16 protein-coding genes are annotated in these 19976 nt (G+C 73.6%); 7 read left to right on the top strand and 9 right to left on the bottom strand.

The window, feature by feature from the left end:
• From V6U79_RS23905 to V6U79_RS23890, 4 genes are all read right to left on the bottom strand, one after another.
• Positions 1-920, bottom strand: a 920-nt coding sequence (locus V6U79_RS23905; protein ID WP_442933815.1) for a serine/threonine-protein kinase, incomplete at its 3' end; no start/stop codon positions are given.
• A 148-nt stretch (positions 921-1068) separates the two neighbouring features.
• Positions 1069-3048: a serine/threonine-protein kinase gene (locus V6U79_RS23900; protein ID WP_334615881.1), complete on the bottom strand. Its 1980-nt coding sequence runs from the start codon at positions 3046-3048 to the stop codon at positions 1069-1071.
• 63 nt (positions 3049-3111) lie between these two features.
• Complete coding sequence (locus V6U79_RS23895; RefSeq protein WP_334523608.1) at positions 3112-4443, bottom strand: glycosyltransferase family 4 protein; 1332 nt, start codon at positions 4441-4443, stop codon at positions 3112-3114.
• Between the two features lie 143 nt (positions 4444-4586).
• Positions 4587-6527: an amylo-alpha-1,6-glucosidase gene (locus V6U79_RS23890; protein ID WP_334523611.1), complete on the bottom strand. Its 1941-nt coding sequence runs from the start codon at positions 6525-6527 to the stop codon at positions 4587-4589.
• Positions 6528-6572: 45 nt separating this feature from the next.
• Here V6U79_RS23890 and V6U79_RS23885 point away from each other — a divergent pair, with 45 nt between their 5' ends.
• The 3 genes from V6U79_RS23885 to V6U79_RS23875 all read left to right on the top strand — a co-directional run bounded on the left by V6U79_RS23885 (position 6573) and on the right by V6U79_RS23875 (position 10711).
• Positions 6573-9281, top strand: a complete 2709-nt coding sequence (locus V6U79_RS23885; RefSeq protein ID WP_334615880.1) for an MGH1-like glycoside hydrolase domain-containing protein — start codon at positions 6573-6575, stop codon at positions 9279-9281.
• 69 nt (positions 9282-9350) lie between these two features.
• Complete coding sequence (locus V6U79_RS23880) at positions 9351-9983, top strand: TetR-like C-terminal domain-containing protein (protein WP_334615879.1); 633 nt, start codon at positions 9351-9353, stop codon at positions 9981-9983.
• Between the two features lie 29 nt (positions 9984-10012).
• Positions 10013-10711, top strand: coding sequence for an HAD family hydrolase (locus V6U79_RS23875; protein ID WP_334615878.1), 699 nt, complete (start codon positions 10013-10015; stop codon positions 10709-10711).
• A 610-nt stretch (positions 10712-11321) separates the two neighbouring features.
• Here V6U79_RS23875 and V6U79_RS23870 read toward each other — a convergent pair.
• From V6U79_RS23870 to V6U79_RS23860, 3 genes are all read right to left on the bottom strand, one after another.
• Complete coding sequence (locus tag V6U79_RS23870) at positions 11322-11594, bottom strand: hypothetical protein (protein WP_334523623.1); 273 nt, start codon at positions 11592-11594, stop codon at positions 11322-11324.
• A 47-nt stretch (positions 11595-11641) separates the two neighbouring features.
• Entirely contained in the window at positions 11642-12073 is a 432-nt protein-coding gene (locus V6U79_RS23865; RefSeq protein ID WP_334523673.1) for a RusA family crossover junction endodeoxyribonuclease, read from the bottom strand.
• A 210-nt stretch (positions 12074-12283) separates the two neighbouring features.
• Positions 12284-12988, bottom strand: a complete 705-nt coding sequence (locus V6U79_RS23860; RefSeq protein ID WP_334615877.1) for a VOC family protein — start codon at positions 12986-12988, stop codon at positions 12284-12286.
• Between the two features lie 369 nt (positions 12989-13357).
• On the opposite strand from V6U79_RS23860, the gene V6U79_RS23855 reads away from it, so the two are divergent.
• The 4 genes from V6U79_RS23855 to V6U79_RS23840 all read left to right on the top strand — a co-directional run bounded on the left by V6U79_RS23855 (position 13358) and on the right by V6U79_RS23840 (position 17763).
• The gene (locus tag V6U79_RS23855; protein WP_334615876.1) at positions 13358-14650 is read left to right on the top strand and encodes an ABC transporter substrate-binding protein; all 1293 of its coding nucleotides are present in this window, start codon (positions 13358-13360) and stop codon (positions 14648-14650) included.
• A 64-nt stretch (positions 14651-14714) separates the two neighbouring features.
• Complete coding sequence (locus tag V6U79_RS23850; protein WP_334615875.1) at positions 14715-15713, top strand: carbohydrate ABC transporter permease; 999 nt, start codon at positions 14715-14717, stop codon at positions 15711-15713.
• Between the two features lies 1 nt (position 15714).
• Positions 15715-16548: a carbohydrate ABC transporter permease gene (locus V6U79_RS23845; protein ID WP_334523634.1), complete on the top strand. Its 834-nt coding sequence runs from the start codon at positions 15715-15717 to the stop codon at positions 16546-16548.
• A gap of 9 nt (positions 16549-16557) precedes the next feature.
• A complete protein-coding gene (locus V6U79_RS23840; protein ID WP_334523637.1) occupies positions 16558-17763 on the top strand; it encodes an ABC transporter ATP-binding protein in 1206 nt (401 codons plus the stop codon).
• Between the two features lie 67 nt (positions 17764-17830).
• On the opposite strand, the gene V6U79_RS23835 is transcribed toward V6U79_RS23840, so the two are convergent.
• Positions 17831-18931: a winged helix DNA-binding domain-containing protein gene (locus tag V6U79_RS23835; RefSeq protein WP_334615874.1), complete on the bottom strand. Its 1101-nt coding sequence runs from the start codon at positions 18929-18931 to the stop codon at positions 17831-17833.
• A 181-nt stretch (positions 18932-19112) separates the two neighbouring features.
• Positions 19113-19835 carry a YsnF/AvaK domain-containing protein gene (locus V6U79_RS23830; protein ID WP_334523643.1) on the bottom strand — a complete coding sequence of 241 codons (723 nt, stop codon included), beginning with the start codon at positions 19833-19835 and terminating at the stop codon, positions 19113-19115.
• Positions 19836-19976: the final 141 nt, after the last annotated feature.

Below are 19976 nucleotides of genomic sequence, written 5' to 3'. Positions count from 1 at the left end.
CCGACTTGGTCCGACCCACCGGTCGCCGGGCCGACCGGGTCCGGGCCGGCGCTCGTCGCGGGCCGCGCCGGGGCGACGGGGTCCGGGTGGGCGCTCGCCGCGGGCCGCGCGGGGCCGACCGGGTCCGGGACGAGGGACGGCCGGCCGGCCACCGGCAGGTCGGTCTCGGCGGCCAGCGCCGCCCGCAGCAGCGGCTCCGCCTCGGCGGCGGTGAGCCGCCGCCACGGGTCGCGCTGCAACAGGCCGTTCAGCACCGGGCCCAGCGGCCCGGCCCGGCGCACCGGGTCGGGCGGCTCGGTGGCCAGCGCGCTCAGCGTCGCCATCGCGGTCGCCCGCGCGTACGGGGCGCGCCCCTCGACGGCCGCGTAGAGCGTCGCGCCCAGCGACCACAGGTCGGTGCGCGGGTTCGAGACGCCGTCGCGGGCCCGCTCCGGGGCGACGAACTGCGGCGAGCCGAGCACCAGGCCCGGCCCGGTCATCAGCCCGTCGCCGCCGTCGAAGGTGGCCAGCCCGAAGTCGGTCAGCACCACCCGCCCGTCCTCGGCGACCAGCACGTTGGGCGGCTTGACGTCGCGGTGCAGCACCCCGGCGGCGTGCGCGGCGCGCAGCGCGGCCAGCACCGCCAGGCCGATCCGCGCGACCGGCCCCGGCTCCAGCGGCCCGTCCGTGGTGAGGATCTGCTGCACCGACCGGGAGGGGACGTACTCCATCACGATCCACGGGCTGTCCCGGTCGTGCACCACGTCGTAGATGCGGACCACGTTGGGGTGGTTGAGCCGGGCCGCCGTCCGGGCCTCGCGCAGCGTCCGCAGCCGCAACTCGTCGCGTTCGGACTCGGCCAGCCAGTTGGGCGGGACGATCTCCTTGACCGCGACGTCGCGGTGCAGCATCTCGTCGCGGGCCAGCCAGACCCGGCCCATCCCGCCGGTGCCCACCAGGTCGAGCAGCCGGTACCGTCCGGCGACCAGCAGCTGCTGCACGGCGTTCCCCCTCGGCTACCCCAGGTACACGATATCGAGCCGGGGGTCGTTTCTCAGCCGTGGCGGGACGTGGCGGGCGGGCGGCGGTTCAGGTCGGGGCGACCTGCTCCGACCCGGTGCCGCGGAAGCTCTTCCGGGCCACCTCGAACTGCCCGGCTGCGGCCGACCAGTCGTGGTCGGCGGCGCTCCAGCCGAGCAGCGCACCACCGGCGCCGCGCCCCGGCAGCAGGCGCAGCGCGTGGGCGCGCTCCTGGAACGGGGTGGTCCACCGGCACTCCCACCGGGCGCCCCCGCCGTCCACCGTGGCGAGCCGCACCTGGTCGTAGCCGGGGAGGGTGCCGGCGGCGAGCTGCCGGCGCTCCTCGGCCCGCAGGTACGCGGAGGGATCGCCGACGTCGGCGAGGAGGGGCTCGACGCTCAGCGTCCGGCGGCTGCCCGGGTCGCGGAAGCAGTCGACCACACCCTCCCGGGCCCGCAGCCAGCCGACCGGCACGGCGACCCGGTAGCGCTCGGAGACGTACCAGGTCCACCCCGACGGTGGCCGGAAGCCGTCGTCCTCGGTGGCGGGGCGGATGGTGACCGGCTCGCCGACCGGGTCCGGCCGCAGGCACGGGAACGGGGGCGGGATCACGCCGGGACCGCCGAGGGGTGGGCCGGGCCGGTTCGGGTCGTAGCCCGGGGGCGGTTCCGGGCGGGCCACCCGGGGATCGCCGGTCGCCGCCACCTGCGGCTCGGAGCCGTCGGGCCGGGTCACCGCGAGCGCGGTGCCGACGCCGGCCGCCACCGCCACCACCAGCGCCGCGCCCGCCAGTGCCCACCGCCGGGCGCCGCCGCCGAGGTCGCGCAGCGTACGCGCCGCGCGCGTGCCGAAACCACCTCGACCCGGGCCGGCCACCCCGGCGCCGCCGGACGCGGTGTCGAGGTCGACGAGGCCATCGTCGTCGACGGCCCGGCCGGCGTCGGGTCGACCGGGCGGGCCCCAGTCGAGGTCGGCGTCGCCGGCCCCGCCGGTCGGCCCGTACAGCGGCTCGGTCGCGGACCGGTGCCCGGTGCCGCCGGTCGATTCCGACCCGGTCGCGCGGCCGGGCCCGGAGGGCGACCGGCCCCCGGCGCCGGCCGCCGGGGCGTCGGTCCGGTCGATCCCGGCGGTGGTCGGAGAGGGGCCCGGCCAGGGCGGCGGCGGGGCGATCACGGCCGCCGGACGGACCGCCGACGGCAGCACCGCGGGCGGTTCCGGGGTCGGCCGGGTGACCGCTGTCAGCAGCCGCTCCGCCTCGTCGTGGCCGATCCGCTCCCGATGGTCACGCCGTAGCAGCCCCTCCAGCACCGGCCGCAGCGGCCCGGCGTGCGGCGCCGGGTCCGGCGGCGAGGAGCCGAGCGCGGCCAGGGTGGCCATCGCGGTGCTGCGGGCGTACGGGGAGCGCCCCTCGACGGCGGCGTGCAGGGTGGCGCCGAGCGACCAGAGGTCCGCCTCCACACTGGACACCCCATCGGCGGCCCGCTCCGGGGCGACGAACTGGGGCGAGCCGAGCACCAGGCCCGGGCCGGTCATCAGCCCGTCCCCACCGTCGAAGGTGGCCAGGCCGAAGTCGGTGAGCATCACCCGTCCGTCGTCGGCGACCAGCACGTTGTGCGGCTTGACGTCGCGGTGCAGCACCCCGGCGGCGTGCGCGGCGCGCAGCGCGGCCAGCAGCGCCAGGCCGATGTCGGCGGCGCGGCGCGGGTCGACCGGCCCGGTGGTGTCCAGCACGGCCTGCAGGGAGCGGGAGGAGACGTACTCCATCACGATCCAGGGGCGGTCGTCGACCCGGATGACGTCGTAGATGCGGACCACGTTGGGATGGTTGAGTCGGGCCGCGGTACGGGCCTCGCGCAGGGTGCGCAGCCGCAGCTCGTCGCGTTCGGCCTCGGCCAGCCACTGCGGCGGGACGACCTCCTTCACCGCGACCTCGCGGTGCAGCACCCCGTCGCGGGCCAGCCACACCCGACCCATCCCGCCCCGGCCCACGAGCTCCACCAGGCGGTACCGACCGGCGATCATCACCTGCTGCACTCTGCTCCTCACCATCGGCCGACGTACACCGTAGCCAATGGATCGGGGCGGACCTATCGGTTGCCGGGTGCCGATCGGTCAGCAGGCCGCGCCGTCCAGCGCCAGCAGGTTGCCCTCGGGGATGGCGATCCGGGTCCGTCCACCGACCAGCTGGGCGGCCGCCAGGCGGGCCTGGAACGAGCCGTGCTCCCGCCGGGCGGTGGCGTAGCTGCCGGCCGTGCGGGCGGCGATGGCCGACCAGCCGTACCGTCGGCTGACCATGGTGCGGGCGCGGCGGGCCACCCGGCGGGCGAAGACCTCGTCGCCGAGGAGCTGGTCGACCGCGCCGGCGAGGGCGTCCGGGTCGCTGTGCGGGAAGGTCACCCCGGTGACGCCGGGCTCCACGATCTCGGCGAGGCCGCCGGTGCGGGCCACCGCGAGCGGCGCGCCGGCCGCGGCGGCTTCGAGGGCCACCATGCCGAACGGCTCGTAGAGGCTGGGCACCACGGTCGCGTCGGTCGCGGCCAGCACCGCGGGCAGCTGGGTGGAGTCCATGAAGCCGGCGAAGCGGACGGTGTCGCCGAGGTCCAGCCGCCGCGACTGGTCGACCAGCTCCTCCCTGTACGGCCCGTCGCCGGCGATCACCACCCGCAGCCCGGGGTGCCGCTCCCGCAACCGCGGCACGGCGTGCACGAGGTGCTGGACGCCCTTCTCGTAGACCAGCCGGCCGGCGTACCCGACCAGCGGGCCGTCCCCGGCGTAGCGGGCGCGGGCGGAGGCGACTGCCCGGGGACGGGCGTGCCAGGCCCGGTCGTCGACGCCGTTGGGCACCACGTCCACCCGGGCCTCGGGCAGCTCGAAGAGCCGGGTGACCTGCTCCCGCATGTAGCCGGAGCAGGCGATGACCCGGGCCGAGGCGTTGCTGAGCCAGTGCTCGACGCCGTGGATGGTGCGGTTCATCTCCTCCGGCAGCCAGCCCTGGTGCCGGCCCGCCTCGGTGGCGTGGATCGTGGTGACCAGGGGCAGGTCGAGGTGCTCGGCGAGGGTGACGGCGGTGTGCGCGACGAGCCAGTCGTGGGCGTGGATGACGTCGTAGGCGCCGGAGGCGACGGCGCGCAGCGCGGTGCGGGTCAGGGTGTGGTTGAACGCCATGGTCCAGGCCAGCAGCGAGTTCGTGGCGAGCGGGAAGGTCACCGGGTCCTCGGCGGCGCGCAGGATCCGCACGCCGTCGGCGTACTCCTCCAGGGCGGCGCCCTCGGCGTGCCGGGTGACCACGGTGACCTCGTGCCCGGCGGCGGCCAGGGCGGCGGAGAGGGCGTGCACGTGCCGGCCGAGCCCACCGACCAGCACGGGGGGATATTCCCAGGAGAGCATCAGCACGCGCTGGTGCCGGGCGGGGTGGATGTCGATCACGTCGGCGTCAGGTGACATGAAGGCCCCCTCTGGGTGGTGTCCTGGGCGCACGGCGGTCGACACCGTGAGGGGTGCCCGTCGCGTGCCCGGGGTCGGGGCCAATCCTGCCGACCGCTGGATAACCAGCGGAGACGCCGTCGTTGCCAGTGTGTAACGCGTTCCTAGCGGGACCGCCGGACGCGGAGCAGCTCGGCCACCGACCAGGCCTGGAAGGGGCAGCCGGTGGCGGCGTGCGGCGCGGTGCCGTCGGCCGTCTCACTGACCGATCCTAGTCCGTAATCCCCCAAATGTCCGTCAAGTCCGACCAAAAGGTCATCGGTGGGTAGGCCGGCCTTCCGGTACGCCTCGACGAGCGGCCCGGTCAGCCACGGCCAGACGGTGCCCTGGTGGTAGGCGCCGTCCCGCTCGGCCGGCCCGCCCCGGTGCCGGCCAGTGAAGCCGGGCGAGTCGGGGGAGAGGCTGCGCGGGCCCAGCGGGGTCAGCAGCCCGGCCGCCACCCGGCGCAGCGCCGCCGGATCCGGCTCCAGCGGGGCGTACGGCAGCGACCAGGCCAGCAGCTGGTTGGGGCGGAGCAGGTCGTCGTCGTGGTGCGCCGCCCCGCCCAGCGGGTACGCCGGAGCCGGCCCGTCCACCACGTCGTGCAGCCAGCCGGTCGGCGCCGGGAAGCGCTTGCGGAACGCGTCCCGCGCCCGGCCGTGCAGCCGCCACAGCTCGCCGGCGTCCCGCCCGGCCAGCTCGGTCAGCTCGGCCAGGCCGGCCAGCCCGTTCACCCACAGCGCGTTGACCTCCACCGGCTTGCCGGTGCGCGGCGTCACCGGGGCCCCGTACACCCGGGCGTCCATCCAGGTCAGCGCGGTGCCCGGGGTGCCGCCCTGGGTGAGGAGCCCGTCCGCCGGGTCGACCGCGATGCCGTACCGGGTGCCGGCCACGTGCGCCTCGACCACCCCGTGCAGCGCCGGCAGCAGCTCGTCGCCGAGGTCGGTGTCGCCGGTGACCGTCACGTGCCGGCTCACCGCGTGCAGGAACCACAGCGTCGCGTCGACGGTGTTGTACTCCACCCGACCGGTGTCCGCGGTGTTCGCCAGCATCCCCTCCGACAGCGTCGCCGCGTACGACCGCAGCAGCTCCCGGCCCTCGTCGGCCCGGTGGGTGCAGAGAAAGAGCCCCTCGTAGGAGGTCATGGTGTCCCGCGACCAGGCGCCGAACCACGGGTAGCCGGCCACCACGTCCGGGCCGGTCGCGGTGCCCACCACGAAGGCGTCGGCGGCCAGGGCCAGCGTGGCCTCGACCGGGTCGGCCGGCTTCGCCGCCGCCACCACCGCCCGGTGCCGCCGCCGGGCCGCCGCCACCACCTCGGTCGCCGGTGGCGGCTCGACGGCCAGGTCGTCGGCCCAGGCGAGCACAGAGACCGTGTCGCCGGGGCGGTCCAGGGCGCCGGCGAAGTGCCCCGCGTACCAGAGGTCCTCGTCCGGGTGCAGCCCGCGGGCCGCCTCCTCCCGGTGGTGCACGCCGAGCCACCACTGCCCGGCCGGCGCCCAGTCCGGCCCGGCCAGCCGGAACGCGCCCTCCACCACCACCCCGTCGGCGACCGGCTCCATCCGCGGCTCCGGGCCGTCCGCGCGGCGCTCGCCGTGCGCGTCCCGCCAGGTGCAGGCCGCCGCCAGCTCCAGCCGGACCGGCCCGCCGGCCACCAGCCGGTGCACCACCGACACGAGGGGACGGCCGTGGGTCATCGCGATCTCCCGCTCGATCACCACGTCACCGATCCGCCAGCGCCAGCGCGGCAGCCCGTCGACCAGGTCGAAGCGCTCCAGCAGCTCGAAGCCGCGCGGGTCGACCACCCCCGAGGACCACTCGTGCGCGCCGAGCCGGACCCGCTCCCCGGACGGCCACGTCACCGCCGGGTCCAGGCTGACCAGCCCCACCGAACGCGACGCCGGCGTCTCGCCCGAGACCACCAGCAGTCCGTGGTACCGCCGGGTCCGCAGCCCGGCGACCGTGCCCATGGCGTACCCGCCGCGGCCGTCGGTGACCAGCCACTCCCGGGTCGCCCCAGCGGTCAGCTCACCGCAGACCTGGGGGCCGAAACCGATCTCGATCAACTACTTTCCTCCTGCGGCCGCGGGGTGGAACGCGCCACGACGACAATGGGCGCTGTGGTCAAGTACCCCGGCGGCGTCGAAGATGTGCACGTGTTCACCGACAGATCGCCCTCCGACGCACCGTCTCCCGACGCCGAACGGCTCCGGTTGGCCCAGGCCGACGCCGGGGAGCAGGACTGGCGCGCATGGGGTCCCTATCTGTCCGAGCGGGCATGGGGGACAGTCCGGGAGGACTACAGCGAACACGGTACGGCCTGGGACTACTTTCCCCACGACCACGCGCGGTCCAGAGCCTACCGGTGGAACGAGGACGGCATGGCGGGCGTCTGCGACGACCGGCAGACGTTCTGCTTCGCCCTGGCGCTCTGGAACGGCAGGGATCCGATCCTCAAGGAGCGGATGTTCGGCCTCGGCGGGGACGGTGGCAACCACGGCGAGGACGTCAAGGAGTACTGGTGGTACGAGGACTCCACCCCCACCCACTCCTGGATGCGCTGGCGCTACCACTACCCGCAGGCCGCCTTCCCGTACGACGAGCTGGTCGCCGTCAACGCCCTGCGCGGCCGGGACGAGACCGAGTACGAGCTGGTCGACACCGGGATCTTCGACGACGACCGGTACTGGGCGGTGACCGTCGACTACGCCAAGGCGTCCCCCACCGACCTGTGCGTGGTGGTGACGGTGGCCAACCGGGCCGCCGAGGCGGCCACCCTGCACGTGCTGCCGCACCTGTGGTTCCGCAACACCTGGGCCTGGGGGCCGCCCGGCGCGGACCGGGTGCCCCGGCTGGTGGGGGAGGGCTCCCGGCTGGTCGGTGAGCACGGGGTGCTCGGCCAGATCCTGCTGGAGGGCGACGGCGACCCGGTCCCGCTGCTCTGCGACAACGACACCAACGCCGAGCGGCTCTGGGGGCTGCCCGGCCGGTCGCCGTACCCGAAGGACGGCATCAACGACCACGTGGTGGCCGGCGCGGCGACCGTGAACCCGGACCGGGAGGGGACCAAGGGCGCGCTGCACTACGTCCTCGACGTGCCGGCCGGCGGGCAGCGGCAGATCCGGCTGCGGCTGACCCGCACCGCCCCGCCGCCGGCCGCCCCGCCGCCACCCCCGGCCGACCTCGGCGCCGGGTTCGACGCGGTGGTCTGGGCCCGGCGGGCCGAGGCGAACCGCTTCTTCGCCGGGGTCATCCCGCCGGCGGCCAGCGCGGACGAGGCACTGGTCGCCCGGCAGGCGATCGCCGGGCTGATGTGGGGCAAGCAGTTCTACCACTTCGACGTCAAGCGCTGGCTGGAAGGCGATCCCGGCTCGACGCCCCCGCCGGCCGGGCGGCGGCACGGGCGCAACAGCGCCTGGCGGCACATGAACAGCTTCGACGTGATCTCCATGCCGGACCCCTGGGAGTACCCCTGGTACGCGGCCTGGGACCTGGCCTTCCACTGCGTGAGCATCGCCCGGGTCGACCCGGGCTTCGCCAAGGACCAACTCCTGCTGCTGTTGCGCGAGTGGTACCTGCACCCCAACGGGCAGATCCCGGCGTACGAGTGGGCGTTCGGCGACGTGAACCCGCCCGTGCACGCCTGGGCGGCGCTGAAGGTCTTCGAGATCGACGGGAGCCGGGACCACCAGTTCCTCGCCCGGGTGATGCACAAGCTGCTGCTCAACTTCACGTGGTGGGTCAACCGCAAGGACACCGGCGGCAACAACGTCTTCGAGGGCGGCTTCCTCGGGCTGGACAACGTCGGCCCGTTCGACCGCTCCGCCGCGCTGCCCGTGGCGGGGGTGCTGGAGCAGTCCGACGGCACCGGCTGGATGGCGATGTACGCGCTCAACATGCTCGACATGGCCATCGTGCTGGCCGAGCACGACCACGCCTACGTCGACACCGCCACCAAGTTCTTCGAGCACTTCGCGTACATCGCGGCGGCGGCCTACGAGCAGGGGCTCTGGGACGCCGAGGACGCGTTCTTCTACGACGTGCTGCGGCTGGCCGACGGTAGTCAGGTGCCGCTGAAGGTGCGCTCGGTGGTGGGGCTGCTGCCGCTGGCGGCCACCACCCGGCTCACCGCGAAGACCCTCCGACGCCTGCCGGAGCTGGGGGCCCGGCTGCGCTGGTTCCTCACCCACCGCCCCGAGTACGCCGACGTCATCGGCGCCCGCCGGCTCGGCCCGGACGGCCGCCAGCAGCGGCTGCTCTCCATGGTGGGCCCGGAGCAGGTGGTCCGGTTGCTCGCCCGGATGCTCGACAGCGACGAGTTCCTCTCCGACTTCGGCCTGCGGACCCTGTCCCGGGCCCACCTGGACAAGCCGTTCGCGGTGACCCTGGGTGGGCAGGAGTTCTGCGTCGGCTACGAGCCGGCCGAGTCGACCAGCGGCCTCTTCGGCGGCAACTCCAACTGGCGCGGCCCGATCTGGATGCCGACGAACTTCCTGCTGATCAGCGCGTTGCGGGACTACGCCGCGTTCTTCGGTGACGACCTCCAGGTGGAGTACCCGACCCGCTCCGGGCGCAAGTGCACCCTGGACCAGATCGCCGACGACCTCTCGGCCCGGCTGATCTCGCTGTTCACCCGGGACGACTGGGGTCGGCGGCCGATCTACGGCGCCGCCCAGCTCTTCCAGACCCACCCGGACTGGCGGGACCTGATCTCCTTCCCGGAGTACTTCCACGGCGACAACGGCGCCGGGCTCGGGGCCTGGCACCAGACCGGGTGGACGGCGCTGGTCGCCGACCTGATCCTCACCCTGCGCCGCTGACGCCGCCCGCGCAGTCGCCAATCCGTCACCAGACGGATGCGGAAGGTGACGTTCACTAGCATCCACCAGGTGTCGTCAGCAGCCGAGGGAGACGCCGAACCGGCCGGGCCGGCCGGCGTCGTCGCCGCGGCCCGGCGGTTGGCCGAGGCCGAGGGGTGGTCGGCGGTGACCCACCGCCGGCTGGCCGAACGCACCGGCACCGAGATCGAGCTGCTGTACCGCCGCTTCCCGGGCCCGGCGTCGCTGCTGTCCGCGGTGGCGCTGCGCGGCTTCGCCGATCTGGCCGCCGCGCTCGCCACCGCCCGGGCGGGCGCCGGCGGCGGCGCCTGGCCGGCCGTGGTGACCACCTACCTGGACTTCGCCTACGCCAACCCCCAGGTGTACGACGCCATGCTCGCCCACACCTCCGACCTCACCCTCGGCCGTGACCCCGCGCCCGGGGCGCCCCGGGCCGCCTTCGCCCAGCTGCGCGCCGCGTTGGTGCCGCTGGCCGACGGCCGTGACCTGGACACCCTCGCCGAGGTCGGCTGGTCGCTGCTGCACGGCGTCGTCATGCTGACTCGGGGCGGGCGGCTGCGGCCGGACCGGCAGGAGCAGCGGGAGGAGATGATCGCGCTCGGGCTGCTCGCCGGCCCGGTCCCGCGACGCGGTGACGGCCGTCGCCGCCGTAACCCGGATGATCCCGCCGGCGGCGCGCAGTAGCGTGTCCCGAGCGAGACCGGGAGGGACCGATGGGGAAGCGTACGGACACCAGCGTGCTCATCTTCGACGCCGACGACACGCTCTGGGAGAACAACGTGGTCTTCGAGCGGGTGATCGACGACTTCCTGGAGTGGCTGGACCACCCCACCCTGGACCGCGCGCAGATCCGGGCCGTCCTGGACGACATCGAGCGGGCCAACGCCGTGGCCCACGGGTACGGCAGCAAGGTCTTCCTGCGCAGCCTCGGCGAGTGCCTCGAGCGGCTGCGGGAGCGGCCGGCCACCGAGCGGGAGCGCCGGGAGATCGACGAGCTGGCCACCGCCCTCGTCGCCCACCAGGTCGAGCTGATGCCCGGGGTGGCGCAGACGCTGGCCGCCCTCGCCGGCCGGTACGACCTGCTGCTGCTGACCAAGGGCGACCGCGAGGAGCAGCAGCGCAAGCTCGACGCCTGCGGGCTGCTGCCCCACTTCCGCGCCGCGCACATCGTGCCGGAGAAGGACGCCGACACCTACCGCTGGCTGGCCGGCGAGCACGGCTTCGACCCGGCCGCCGCCTGGATGATCGGCAACTCCCCGAAGTCGGACATCCTGCCGGCCCGGGCGGTGGGGATGCGCGCCGTCTTCATCCCCAATGACAACACCTGGATCCTCGAACACGACGACGTCGACCCGGACGACGAGGGCGTGCTCCGCCTGACGGAGTTCACCGACCTGCTCCGGCACTTCTGAGGGCCGCCGGGCGGGTAACGTCGCAGGCGTACCCGTGGTGGTTTCCGGCCCCCGAGCGCCCCGACCCGGCGACGGGCCGGCACCGGGCGCGGCCCGGGCCGTCGATCGACCGTCGGGCGAGAAGTCGTTCCGACAACGAACAGCGCCATCCCGGCGGCGCGTGTTACGCGGACATGCCGCAATTCATGATTGGTTTGAATCACATTCAGCCGGGCCCCGAAATGCTTGTCCCGCTCCGGCCGGGCTGCCTAATCTGGGCGCGCGTTCACGGCTCTTCGGGGTGAGTCGGGAACGCACCGAAGTCCGGTGGTGGGGCACCGTGGAGCTGAGTGCAAGCGGGCCGGCTCGCCGTGCTGGGCCGGCGTGAGCGGCGTGCCACGTCCCGCCGTGCCCGCGCAGGCGAATTCCGCTGCCACCCCGGACGGCTGGGGGTCAGGACCGGGGAGTTGCGGACCCGGTCCTGACCCGGCCAGCGAAATTGCCGGCCGGATCGGTTCCTCATCTCCAAATGATGTGAAGCGTCTCGTGCGCCATTTTCGTTACATGCCTGAGCCGTCATTCCCGTTACCGGTTCCGGTGCTGTTTCCCGGGCCGCCCGGCGGGGCCGCCCTCAGGAGACCTCGCGGACGATCGCGACCGCGACCCGGCAGAACTCGTCCATGTCCGGGTTGAAGCCGGCGGCGATGTCCGGGTGCAACCCGGACCGGGTCTCGTCGAGCAGTCGTTGGCAGACCTGCTCGACCGGTTCACCGGCGTAGCTGGCCCGGATCCGATCGGTGGCCGCCTGCAGGGCCGAGGTCAGCTGGTCCTCCAGCGGGCCGCGCAGCTTCTGCTGCACAGGGTCCAGCCCGCTCGGGTCGAGCGTGACATGTGGCTCCGACATCGGCGCTCCCTTCGTCGGCGTCCGCGGTACCCCACCACGGGCGTCGGTCAAACCACGGTCGGCAGGGCGGCCACCCGTACCTGGTAGGAGAAGTCCTCCGCGGGCTCCTCCCCGTACGACAGCCGGCGGATCTGCCGGTCGTCGCCGTAGAGCGCGACGTCGACCAGCACGCCGAGGTGGGCCAGGCCGATGTTGGCCACCCGCTTCTTGTCCTGGAGCACCGCGCACACCCCGCCCAGCAGGGTGCTGGCGTCGGAGGTGCGGTGCCCCGGCGGGCAACGCAGGGTCAGGTCGACCTCGATCGGCCCGGACAGCGGGGTCCAGCCGGTGCGCTGGGCCGCGGTACAGGCCGCCTGGAGCAGGGCGCGGACCCTCGTCGCCTGCCGATGCCCGGCGGCGAAGATGGACAGCGCCTCGGTCTTGACCGGTGGCAGGCCGCTCACCTCGAACGTCAGGGCGAGAGCGCGGGTGTCCTGCACCACGGAGCACCTCCTCCTTGGGGACGATCCTGCCCAACCGGCGATCCGGCAGAGGGGAGTTCGCGCGAGAACCAACCGATCGGGCGGGCTGGGGTCGGCCGGAGGCGTATCGACTTCGACGGCGACGCGCCGGCGGGGAGCCCCTCAGACGCTAGTCGACGCGGCGGGCGCAGGACAGTCCCGCCGCGTCCACCTCCTGGGACGCCTCCCTCAGGCCGCCCGGCGGGGGGCGAAGGCGCAGAACTCGTTGCCCTCGGGGTCGGCGAGGACCCACCAGTCGACGTCGGCGTCGGGCTCCCGCAGCAGGGTCGCCCCGGCGGCGATCAGCGCGGTGGCGTCCGGGCCGGTGAGGTCGACGTCCCAGTGCACCCGGTTCTTCACCCGCTTGCGGTCGGGCACCGGGTCGAAGACCCAGTCCTGCCAGGGGAAGCCCGCCGCGCCGACCACCGAGGCGTGACCCTCGTCCGAGGTCTCCACCCAGCCCCCGACCACCCCCGCCCACCAGGTCGCCTGCGCCACCGGGTCGGCGCAGTCGACCACCAGCTCGAACGGGCCCGGTCGGGTGCCCTCGCGGCCGGCGAAGGCGCAGAACTGGTTGCCCTCCGGGTCGGCGAGGACCCACCAGCTGATCTCCGAGTCCGGCTCGCGGACCAGCCGCGCCCCCGCGGCCAGCAGCACCGCCGGGTCGGCGCCGGCCAGGCGCAGGTCCAGGTGGACGCGGGTCTTGCCGGTACGCGACTCGGGCACCCGGTTCACCCAGATCGACTCCGGCCCGGCCCCACCCGGCCCCCGGTCGACCCGCACGTCGCCGTCGCCGGTGTCGACCACCTCCCCGCCGAGGATCCCGGCCCAGAAGTCTCCCAGGGCCCGGGGGTCGGCGGCGTCCATGCAGAGATCCTTGAAGCGCGCGATCATGCGGCCATCATGCCGGTCGCCCCTGACACCCCGCCTCCCCGACGCGGCGCGCGCCCGTCACGCCGCACGCTCGACGGCATGTCGCGCTCGCCCACGGGCGGGACACCCCGACCCACCGCACCGCGTGCGGCCGTGACGGCGAGCGGCGGGGCGGGGATCGGACGGGCCGCTCCGCGGTGATCTGCCGCATGTCCCCGGCCCGGCGCGCTGCTTCGACACGCCGAGGTTTCGCGGCGTGTCGGCTCGGGCACTGTGGGCGCACGAAACGCCCGGAGTTGGCGCGATTCCGCCGTCCCCATGCCGGGCCGTTCCGCCGTGCGCCGGGGCACGGGCCTTTCCCCGGTTCTCGCCGAAGAAAGGGGGAGGGCGATGACGACACACCCCGGAGCGACCCGACATCGACGCCGACCGGGCGTGCGGTTCGGTGCGGCCGCCGCCGCGTTGGCGCTGGTCGCTCCGCTGGCTGCCTGCGGCTCCGACGGCGGAGCCGGTGGCACGCCCACGATCAACCTGTACTACCCGCCCGAGCAGAACCTGCAGAAGGTGGTCGACGAGTGCAACGCCCAGGCGCAGGGGCGTTACCGGATCGCCTACCGGGTGCTGCCGCGGCAGGCCGACGAGCAGCGGGTGCAGATGGTCCGCCGGCTGGCCGCCGAGGACACCGGAATGGACGTGCTCGGTCTCGACGTCACCTGGACCCAGGAGTTCGCCAGCGCCGACTGGATCCGCGAGTGGACCGGCCAGGACCGGGCCGAGGTGGAGCAGGGCACCCTCGCCGGCCCGCTGGACACCGCCCGCTACGAGGACAAGCTCTACGCCGCGCCGAAGAACACCAACGTGCAGCTGCTGTGGTACCGCACCGACCTGACGCCGGAGGCGCCGCGGACCTGGGACGAGATGATCTCCGCGGCCCAGCAGCTGAAGCAGCAGGGCAAGCCGTACCAGGTGCTCACCATGGGCGCGCAGTACGAGGGCCTGGTCGTCCTCTACAACACCCTCGCCGAGAGCGCCGGCGGCCGGATCCTCAGCGACGACGGCACGCGGGCCGTGATGGACGAGGGCACCGTCAAGGCCCTCGACCAGCTCAAGCGGTTCGCCACGTCGGGCGTGACGTCGGCGTCGTTCAGCAACGCCACGGAGGACCCGGTGCGGCTGGAGTTCCAGTCCGGCGCCGGCGCCTTCCAGGTCAACTGGCCCTTCGTCTACCCGGCGTTGCAGGAGGCCGACCCGGAGCTGGCCAAGAAGGTCAAGTGGGCCCGGATCCCCGGGATCGACGCGAACACCCCGAGCAAGGTCACCATCGGCGGGGTGAACATGGCGGTCAGCGCCTACTCGGAGCACCCGACGGAGTCCTTCGAGGCCGCGAAGTGCATCCGCAACGAGAAGAACCAGAAGTCCTCCGCGATCAACGACGGCGTGCCGCCGACCATCGAGAAGGTCTACGACGACCCCGAGATGGCCGAGGCGTACCCGATGAAGGAGACCATCCTGGAGGAGCTCAAGGACCCGGCGGTCCGTCCGCTGACCCCGGCGTACCAGAGCATCTCCACGGTGATGTCGGCGATCCTGTCGCCGCCGTCGGCGATCGAGCCGGAGCGGACCGCCGACGAGCTGCGGGACGCCATCGCCGACGCCCTCGAGTCGAAGGGGGTCCTGCCGTGACCGCGCGGACCCACCGCCTCGGCGTGACGCCGTCACTCGTCGCCCAGCAGAGGGAGGTGACCGCATGAGCATCAACGCCACTCCCGCCGGCGCGGACGTCAGCGCCGACGAGACCGCGACCTCGTCGACCGGGCGGCACGCCGCCGTGCCGGCCCAGCGGGCCGGCCGGGGCAGGGCCCCGCTGAGTGAGAACAAGAAGGCCGAACGGAAGCTGGGCTGGCTGCTCTGCGCCCCGGCGGCCCTGGTCATGGTGCTGGTGACGGCGTACCCGATCCTCTACTCGGTCTGGTTGTCCCTCCAGCGCTTCGACCTGCGCTTCCCGGACCAGCGTGAGTTCATCGGGCTGGAGAACTACGCCACCGTGCTGACCAACGAGTTCTGGTGGACGGCGTTCGGAGTCACCATGCTCATCACGGTGGTCACCGTCGCCATCGAGCTGGTGCTCGGCATGGGCCTGGCGCTGATCATGCACCGGACGCTGGTCGGCCGGGGCATCGTCCGGACCGCCGCGCTCATCCCGTACGGCATCGTCACGGTGGTGGCCGCCTTCTCCTGGCGGTACGCCTGGACGCCCGGCACCGGTTACCTGGCCAACCTCCTCGACGGCAGCGCGCCGCTGACCGAGCGGGCCAGCTCGCTGGCGATCATCATGCTGGCGGAGATCTGGAAGACCACCCCGTTCATGGCGCTGCTGCTGATGGCCGGGCTGGCGCTCGTGCCGGAGGACCTGCTCAAGGCCGCCTCCACCGACGGTGCGACGGCCTGGCAGCGGTTCACCAAGGTGATGCTGCCGGTGATGAAGCCGGCGATCCTGGTCGCGCTGCTGTTCCGCACCCTCGACGCGTTCCGGGTCTTCGACAACATCTTCGTGCTCACCAACGGCGGCAACGAGACCTCCTCGGTGTCGATGCTCGCCTACAACAACCTGATCCGGGGTCTCAACCTCGGCATCGGCTCCACGATGTCGGTGCTGATCTTCATCACCGTGGCGATCATCGCCTTCGTCTTCGTGAAGCTGTTCGGCACCGCTGCCCCCGGCAGCGACGACGGGGAGAGGCGCTGACATGGCCGAAACCACCACGCGGGCGAAGCTGCGCTGGGGCCTGCTGGACGTCATCGTCGTCGTCTTCGCGCTCGTCCCGGTGCTCTGGATCGCCTCGCTGTCCTTCAAGACCCCGGCCACCATCACCGACGGGAAGTTCATCCCCCGGGAGTGGACCCTGGACAACTACCGGACGATCTTCGACACCGACCAGTTCGTCCGGGCCCTGGTCAACTCGATCGGCATCGCGCTGATCGCCACGCTGATCGCGGTGGTGCTCGGGGCGATGGCCGCGTACGCGATCTCCCGGCTGGACTTCCCCGGCAAGCGGCTGCTGGTCGGGGTCTCCCTGCTGATCGCGATGTTCCCACAGGTGTCGCTGGTGTCGCCGCTGTTCGAGATCGAGCGGCAGCTCGGCCTCTTCGACACCTGGCCGGGGCTGATCCTGCCGTACATCACCTTCGCCCTGCCGCTGGCGATCTACACGCTGTCGGCGTTCTTCAAGCAGATCCCGTGGGACCTGGAGAAGGCGGCGAAGATGGACGGCGCCACCCAGGGTCAGGCGTTCCGGCGGGTCATCGCCCCGCTCGCCGCGCCGGGCCTGTTCACCACGGCGATCCTGGTCTTCATCTTCTGCTGGAACGACTTCCTCTTCGCCATCACGCTCACCTCCACCGAGCGGGCCCGCACGGTGCCGGTGGCGCTGTCGTTCTTCACCGGCGAGTCGCAGTTCGAGGACCCCACCGGGGCGATCTGCGCCGCCGCCGTGGTGATCACCATTCCGATCATCCTGTTCGTGCTCTTCTTCCAGCGCCGCATCGTCTCCGGACTGACCTCCGGCGCAGTCAAGGGATAGGTGACAACAATGGCTGACATCGTGCTGGACAAGGTGAGCAAGCGGTTCCCGGACGGGACCATGGCGGTGCAGGACGTCGATCTGGAGATCGCCGACGGCGAGTTCGTCATCCTGGTCGGCCCCTCCGGCTGCGGGAAGTCCACCACCCTCAACATGATCGCCGGACTGGAGGACATCAGCTCCGGGGAGCTGCGCATCGCCGGGCAGCGGGTCAACGACAAGGCCCCCCGGGACCGGGACATCGCGATGGTGTTCCAGTCGTACGCGCTCTACCCGAACATGACCGTCCGGGAGAACATGGCCTTCCCGTTGCGGCTGGCGAAGATGGACAAGGACACCATCAACCAGAAGGTCGACGAGGCGGCCAAGGTACTGGAGCTGACCGCGCTGCTGGACCGCAAGCCGGCCAACCTCTCCGGCGGCCAGCGGCAGCGGGTGGCGATGGGACGCGCGATCGTCCGGCAGCCCAAGGCGTTCCTGATGGACGAGCCGCTGTCCAACCTGGACGCCAAGCTGCGGGTGCAGATGCGCACCGTGGTGTCGCGGCTGCAGAAGCAGCTCGGCACCACCACCGTCTACGTCACCCACGACCAGACCGAGGCGATGACCCTCGGCGACCGTGTGGTGATCATGCGGGGTGGCGCGGTGCAGCAGGTCGGCCCGCCGCAGGAGCTCTACGACCACCCGCGCAACCTCTTCGTCGCCGGCTTCATCGGCTCGCCGTCGATGAACTTCCTGCACGCGGCGGTGGAGGACGGCAAGCTCCGTACCGCCCTGGGCGACGTGCCGCTCGGCGAGCGGGTCCGCCGCCAGCTGGCGGGGGCCGACGCCCCGCGCGAGCTGATCCTCGGCATCCGTCCCGAGCACTTCGAGGACGCCGAGCTGGTCGACGACGACAGCCGCCGCCGGGGCATGGAGTTCGAGGCGCCGGTGGACATCGTCGAGTCGATGGGCTCCGACAAGTACGTCTACTTCAGCGTGGAGGGGGAGCGGGCCAGCGCCGCCGAGCTGGAGGAGCTGGCGGCCGACGCCGGGGCCGACTTCTCCGGTGGCGGAGCCAACCTGGTCACCCGCCTGTCGGCGGAGTCGCCGGTGACCGAGGGACACCACCGGCGGGTCTGGTTCAACCTGGAGAAGATCCACCTGTTCGACCCGTCCAGCGGGCGCAACCTGACCCTGCACGAGGGCCGGGCCGAGGGCGCGCTCGCCGGCTGAACCACCGCGGGCGGGAGCGGGGGCCGGTGGCGGTGCGCCGCCACCGGCCCCCGACGCGCGGGCGGCGTCACCAGGAGTGGCGAAGGGGCAGGTCGAGGAAGCGGGCGTACCCGCCCAGCGCCGTCTCGACCCGGGCCCGCACGTCGGCGTCGAGCGGGACCAGCGGCCGCACCGTCACGGTCACCGCCGTCCGGCCGATCGTGCGCTTCCAGGTGCCGACCACCCGGCCGCCGCGCACCACCGTCGACTGGAAGACGCCGTTGCCGCCGGGCACGACCGCCCGCCCGTGCGCCGGGTCGAGCATCAACGTCCGGTCCTTGAAACCGAGCAGGTACTCGTCGAAGCCGGGCAGCGCCAGCACGTCGTCGCGCGGGGTGCGGGGCGCGTCCAGCAGGGCCGGGTCGAGGTACGCCTCGACGCCGTCGACTCCGACCGCGGCCAGGTCGGCGCCGGCGACGGCGATGCCCCGCTTCGCGTCGGCGGCGGTCAGCCCCGTCCAGCCGGCGAAGTCCTGCCGGGTGGTCGGACCGTGGCCGCGGAAGTAGCGCCGGGCCAGGACGCCCAGCGCCTCGTCACGTTCCGGCCGGTGCGGCTCGGGCGCCCACTCGTCGAGCAGGGCGAAGGTCTGTTCGGTGCCGACGTGCGGGGCGATGCAGGTGACGCCCCGCTGACTGGCGTACCAGAGCAGGTGGTAGCCGCGTTGGCCGGTGGTGTCGATGCCGGCGGCGGCCAGGGCCTCCAGGCACTCGGCACGGGTGAGTCGCCCGCCGCCGGCCAGCGCCGCGCCGAGCACGTCGGCGGCCCGGTCGGCGTCGGCCTCGCTCAGCCCGAGGACCGCCCGTCGGGCCGCCGCCCCGGCCAGCGCGCGGACCCCGGTCACCGCCAGCATCCAGTGCGCGTCCCGGGCCGGCACCAGGTGCACGGTGCCCCGCATCGGCCAGGTGCGCAGCACCTCCCGCCGCTCCAGCGCGGCCCGCACGTCGGCGAGGGTCCGCCCGGGCAGCCGGACGCCCAGCGACCACATCGCGCTCGCCGCGTCCTGCGCCTGCATCGCGCCGAACCACTCCACCACACCGGCGACGTCCGTCGGCCCGCCGCGCGGGTGCGCCCGCAGCAGCAGGCTGGTCATCCGCAACGCCAGCGCCTCACCGCCGGTCAGCTCCGTCATGCCGCCGCCTTCCTACTGGTCCGCCGGTGAGCATAGGCGGACGCCCCGACATACCCGGGGAAGACGGCGCGTCCGCCGGTGGGCACCGGCGGACGCCCGACGTGCCGCGGAGACGACGGCGCCGGGCGGGGGGCTGTCGCCCACCCGCCCGGCGTCCACGGTCAGCGCCGTGGCGGCCGTGTCAGCGTCGCCGTCGTGCCGGCTCCGGCACCTCGGCGTCGACGCGCTCCCGGCGCACCTGCGCGTCGACCGGCTGCTCCTCGACCACCTCGTCCTTGGTCAGGCGCACCCGCTCCACCGGGACCTGCTCCTTGCCGACCACCGGTCGCTCGGCGCGCAGCTCCATCTCGCGCTGCTCCTCGCCGATCCGCGCCCGGGCGTCACCCCGGTTCGCCGCGGTGATCGGTTCGCGCACCACGCTCACCTCGTCGTGCTCGACGGGCACCGTGGTGTGCACGTCCTCGGTGACGACGTGCTTGCGCAGCCGGGCCGCGCCGGCCGGTTCGCTCTCGGTGCCGACTCGCAGCCGCTCCTCGGAGCGGACGAGGTCCGGCGCACCGGACGCCCGCGGCGGCGGGCCCGCCTGCTGCTCCAGCCGGTAGTGCCGGTAGAGCTGGGTGAGCTGCTCGTTGCTGAGCGGCTGCTGGGTGCCCGCCTCCACGCTCGGGGCGCTTCGCACGGTCGACTTGTCGTACGGCACCGTGAGCCGGCCCTCGTGCACGCCGGCTCCGGCGAGCGGGGCCATCGCCTCGTGGTGGCCCATCGTTCCCGTCGCGACACTGACCCAGGTGGGTTCGCCAGTGGCGTCGGCCCAGATCTGGCCGACGCTGCCGATCTTCGCGCCCGACCGGTCCTGGACGTCCTGCCCGTACAGAGCGGCGATCTGCTGCTCGGTCATACGCATGGTTCGTCCTTCCTCTTGCGGGTCACGACGCGGATACCCGACGGGCCCGAGCACATTCGTCCGGCCGCCGCCGGGGCTCCGGCGCGGGTGCGGGACAGCGTCGCGACGACGCATAGGTCCCCGGACAGTGGGAATGCGACG

This window comes from Micromonospora psammae, assembly GCF_036902725.1.
Taxonomy (GTDB): domain Bacteria; phylum Actinomycetota; class Actinomycetes; order Mycobacteriales; family Micromonosporaceae; genus Micromonospora.
The sequence above is the reverse complement of the archived record's forward strand: the minus strand, read 5'-3'. Positions and strand labels throughout refer to the sequence as shown.

What these genes read in the sequence shown, in the direction of transcription:
- V6U79_RS23900 (WP_334615881.1), bottom strand. Translation starts at nt 3,048, where the DNA reads ATGGTGAGGAGCAGAGTGCAGCAGGTGATGATCGCCGGTCGGTACCGC.
- V6U79_RS23895 (WP_334523608.1), bottom strand. Translation starts at nt 4,443, where the DNA reads ATGTCACCTGACGCCGACGTGATCGACATCCACCCCGCCCGGCACCAG.
- V6U79_RS23885 (WP_334615880.1), top strand. Translation starts at nt 6,573, where the DNA reads ATGGGCGCTGTGGTCAAGTACCCCGGCGGCGTCGAAGATGTGCACGTG.
- V6U79_RS23875 (WP_334615878.1), top strand. Translation starts at nt 10,013, where the DNA reads ATGGGGAAGCGTACGGACACCAGCGTGCTCATCTTCGACGCCGACGAC.
- V6U79_RS23870 (WP_334523623.1), bottom strand. Translation starts at nt 11,594, where the DNA reads ATGTCGGAGCCACATGTCACGCTCGACCCGAGCGGGCTGGACCCTGTG.
- V6U79_RS23860 (WP_334615877.1), bottom strand. Translation starts at nt 12,988, where the DNA reads ATGATCGCGCGCTTCAAGGATCTCTGCATGGACGCCGCCGACCCCCGG.
- V6U79_RS23855 (WP_334615876.1), top strand. Translation starts at nt 13,358, where the DNA reads ATGACGACACACCCCGGAGCGACCCGACATCGACGCCGACCGGGCGTG.
- V6U79_RS23850 (WP_334615875.1), top strand. Translation starts at nt 14,715, where the DNA reads ATGAGCATCAACGCCACTCCCGCCGGCGCGGACGTCAGCGCCGACGAG.
- V6U79_RS23845 (WP_334523634.1), top strand. Translation starts at nt 15,715, where the DNA reads ATGGCCGAAACCACCACGCGGGCGAAGCTGCGCTGGGGCCTGCTGGAC.
- V6U79_RS23840 (WP_334523637.1), top strand. Translation starts at nt 16,558, where the DNA reads ATGGCTGACATCGTGCTGGACAAGGTGAGCAAGCGGTTCCCGGACGGG.
- V6U79_RS23835 (WP_334615874.1), bottom strand. Translation starts at nt 18,931, where the DNA reads ATGACGGAGCTGACCGGCGGTGAGGCGCTGGCGTTGCGGATGACCAGC.
- V6U79_RS23830 (WP_334523643.1), bottom strand. Translation starts at nt 19,835, where the DNA reads ATGCGTATGACCGAGCAGCAGATCGCCGCTCTGTACGGGCAGGACGTC.